At 63.4% G+C, this 3,275-nt stretch carries 4 protein-coding genes; 1 reads left to right on the plus strand and 3 read right to left on the minus strand.

The window, feature by feature from the left end; genetic code table 11:
* From HX803_RS30705 to HX803_RS30715, 3 genes are all read right to left on the minus strand, one after another.
* Positions 1-1,044: ATP-binding protein (locus HX803_RS30705; RefSeq protein WP_178925839.1), on the minus strand; the 1,044-nt coding region annotated here is incomplete at its 3' end.
* Positions 1,041-1,709 carry a response regulator transcription factor gene (locus HX803_RS30710; RefSeq protein ID WP_178925840.1) on the minus strand — a complete coding sequence of 223 codons (669 nt, stop codon included), beginning with the start codon at positions 1,707-1,709 and terminating at the stop codon, positions 1,041-1,043. The genes HX803_RS30710 and HX803_RS30705, both read right to left, overlap by 4 nt.
* On the minus strand, positions 1,709-2,032 hold the full coding sequence (locus HX803_RS30715) for a PepSY domain-containing protein (protein ID WP_178925841.1): 324 nt from the start codon (positions 2,030-2,032) through the stop codon (positions 1,709-1,711). The genes HX803_RS30710 and HX803_RS30715 overlap by 1 nt, the downstream gene beginning before the upstream one ends.
* 150 nt (positions 2,033-2,182) lie before the next feature.
* Here HX803_RS30715 and HX803_RS30720 point away from each other — a divergent pair, with 150 nt between their 5' ends.
* Entirely contained in the window at positions 2,183-3,262 is a 1,080-nt protein-coding gene (locus tag HX803_RS30720) for a patatin-like phospholipase family protein (protein ID WP_178925842.1), read from the plus strand.
* Positions 3,263-3,275 lie beyond the last annotated feature (13 nt).

Here is a 3,275-nt window from a genome sequence, read left to right on the forward strand (position 1 = left end):
GGCGGTGTCCAGCAGGTTGCCCAGCAGCTCCAGCAAATCCTCACGGTCCCAGGGCAGTTGCAGGCCAGGGGGCACGTGGTAGCTCAGGTCCAGGTGTTCGCCGTGGATCATGGTCAACGTGGCGAGCAAGCCGGGCAGTTCTTTTTCGCAGTCGAACAACGCGCCTGGCAGGGTTTCACCGGCCAGGCGTGCGCGGTTGAGCTCGCGGTTGAGGCGTTGCTGCACCTGCTCCAGTTGGTCGCGCAACAGTTTGCTCAATTCGGGGTGGTCCTTGAGGGCTTCGCTCGAGGCCGCACTCAATAACACCGCCAGCGGGGTTTTCAGGGCGTGGCCCAGGTTGCCCAGGGCATTGCGCGAGCGCTTGAGGCTGTCTTCGGTGTGGGCCAGCAGGTGGTTGATCTGCGCCACCAGCGGTTCCAGCTCCAGCGGCACCTGCGTGTCGAGTTGCGAGCGCTGGCCTTGTTGCAATTGGGCGATCTGTTCGCGCGCGGTTTCCAGCGGGCGCAACGCACGGCGCACGGTAACCCGCTGCAGGATCAACACCAACAATAGCGCGGCCAGGCCGAGGATCAGGCCAATCCGACGCATCAGGCGAAAACTTTCCCGCACGGGCGTGTAGTCCTGAGCCACGCTGATCGAGATCAACCGGCCATAGCGCTTGTAGTCGGCGCGCAGCACCAGCAGTTGCTGACCTTCCGGCCCCAATTGCAGGTTGCCCTTGAGCCCGATCTCGGGCAGGCGTGGCAGTTCCTGGTCCCACAGCGAACGCGAGCGCCAGTGGGTATCGTCAAAATCAATGCGAAAGTAATGCCCGGAAAACGGCCGTTGGTAGGCCGGCGACAAGCGCTGCTCATCCAACTGCACGCCGCCTGCCGCGCGTACCAGCGCCACCAGCAGGTTCTCGGCGTCATTGCGCAGCCCGGCTTCCAGGTAGCGCTGCAACCCCGCTTCGAACAACCACAGGCTGGTTTGCGCCAGCGCCACGCCGACGACCACCATCACACTGATCAGCCCCAAGCTGAGGCGCCGTTGAATCGACCTCATACGGGGCTTGCGCCAAACAGGTAACCCTGGCCACGCCGGGTTTCGATCACGCTGCGGCCCAATTTGCGTCGCAGGTGGTTGACGTGGACTTCCAGCACGTTGGAATCGCGCTCGGTCTCGCCGTCATAGAGGTGCTCGGCCAAGTGGCTTTTCGAGAGGATTTGTTCGGGGTGCAGCATGAAGTAACGCAGCAGACGGAATTCGGCGGCGGTCAGCTGGATCTCTTCGCCGTCACGCAACACGCATTGACGGCCTTCATCCAAGTGCAAGCCCGCCGCCTGCAACGTGGGCTGATTGGCACGGCCGTGGGAGCGACGCAACAGCGCCTGGATGCGCAGGTACAGTTCCTCAGGGTGAAACGGTTTGGCCAGGTAATCGTCGGCACCGGCCTTGAGCCCTTCGATGCGCTCGGCCCACGAATCCCGGGCAGTGAGGATCAGCACCGGCGTGGCCAAGGCGGCAGTTCGCCATTGCGCCAGCACGTCAAGCCCCGGCAGGCCAGGCAAACCGAGGTCGAGGATAATAAGGTCGTAGGGTTCACTGCGGCCCTGGTACGCAGCGTCGCGCCCATCGGCCAGCCAGTCGACGGCATAGCCCTGGCGCTGCAGGCCGGCCAACAGTTCATCGGCCAGGGGCACATTGTCTTCCACCAGGAGCAGGCGCATCAGTCGTCTTCCTTATCTTTGAGCAGCTCGCCGGTGCTGGCATTCAGCTCGATTTCACGCACCACGCCGTCGGCGGTCAACAGTTCGATTTCATAGATATAGCGCACCGGCCGGTCGTCGTGTTCTTCCAGCTCGGCGTCCAGCAGCTTGGACCCAGGGTAGCGCGCGAACGCCGGCCCCAACAAATCTTCCAGGGGTGCAATGACCCCCTTCTGGCGCAGGCGCAGCGCTTCGTCCTGTCCGAGGTCATGGGCCGCCAGGCCTGAGCTGATCAGCAGCAACACCAGCGCCACTCGACCGCCCGTGCGTCGATATACCTTCATTACCAATCCTGTTGTTTCTTGACGTTGCCACGTTAACCGCCGCAACTTAACTGAAACTGAATTGCCACCATGGCAATTGCCGACAGTCCATTTCCCCAACTGTTGTGCGAGATTTCTTATACTGATCCGCTCGCTTTAACTGAGACTGGTATGACTGCCATCCACATCAAGTTTCCTGCCCTGACCCTCAAGGCCGGCAAACGCGCCTTTACGCGCATTCGTGAGCAAGGCCTCAAACCGGCCGATGTAGGCATCCTACCCGGTGCGGCCGGCGGCCCCAAGGCCTTGGGTATCCAGGGCCTGGACCTGGCGCTGTTCGGCGACTGGCTGCCCCGCATGCCACGGGAGCGCGCGCTGATCGGCGCGTCCATCGGTTCCTGGCGGTTTGCCAGCGCCTGCTTGCCCGACCCGGTGCAAGGCCTGCTCGATCTCGGCCGCCTGTACAACGAACAACGTTTTGCCAAAGGCGTGACCATGGCCGAAGTCAGCCGCAGTTGCCAGCGCATGCTCGACGACTTGCTCGCCGGCCGTGATGCACGGGTGCTGGACAACCGCGACTACCGCCTGAACATCATGGTGGTCAAAAGCCATGGCCTGCTCGCCGACGACCACCGTGGCCGCCTCGGGCTGGGCCTGTCGTCAGTGATCGCCGATAACCTGCGGGGCCGCGCGCGGTTGTCGCGGCATTTCGAGCGACTGATCATCCACGACCCGCGCCAGGCACCACCGGTGCATCCGTTGCAGGATTTCCCGTCGCGCTTCCTCGACCTGGAATTGGGTAACCTGCGCCAGGCGCTGCTGGCCTCGGGCTCGATCCCTATGGTGATGCAAGGCGTGCGCGACCTGCCAGGCGCGGGCGCGGGCACCTACCGCGACGGCGGCCTGCTGGACTACCACCTCGACCTGCCCTACCACGGCGATGACATCGTGCTTTACCCGCACTTCACCGACCGAGTCATCCCCGGTTGGTTCGACAAAGGCCTGCCGTGGCGGCGCAGCAATCAACAGGGCTTGCAGGATGTGTTGCTACTCGCCCCGTCCAAGGACTACCTGGCCCGCCTGCCCCACGGCAAGCTGCCGGACCGCAGTGACTTCAAGCGTTTCATGGGCGATGACGCGAGCCGCAACAAGTACTGGCAAACCGCGATGAGCGAGAGCCGGCGCTTGGGGGATGAGTTCCTGGAATTGGCCGATAACAATCAATTGGGCGAGCGACTCCAGCCCCTGTAGGCGCCCGGCTTGC

Source organism: Pseudomonas sp. P7548, from assembly GCF_013386585.1.
Classification (GTDB): Bacteria; Pseudomonadota; Gammaproteobacteria; order Pseudomonadales; family Pseudomonadaceae; genus Aquipseudomonas.

What these genes read in the sequence shown, in the direction of transcription:
- HX803_RS30715 (WP_178925841.1), bottom strand. Translation starts at nt 2,032, where the DNA reads ATGAAGGTATATCGACGCACGGGCGGTCGAGTGGCGCTGGTGTTGCTG.
- HX803_RS30710 (WP_178925840.1), bottom strand. Translation starts at nt 1,709, where the DNA reads ATGCGCCTGCTCCTGGTGGAAGACAATGTGCCCCTGGCCGATGAACTG.
- HX803_RS30720 (WP_178925842.1), top strand. Translation starts at nt 2,183, where the DNA reads ATGACTGCCATCCACATCAAGTTTCCTGCCCTGACCCTCAAGGCCGGC.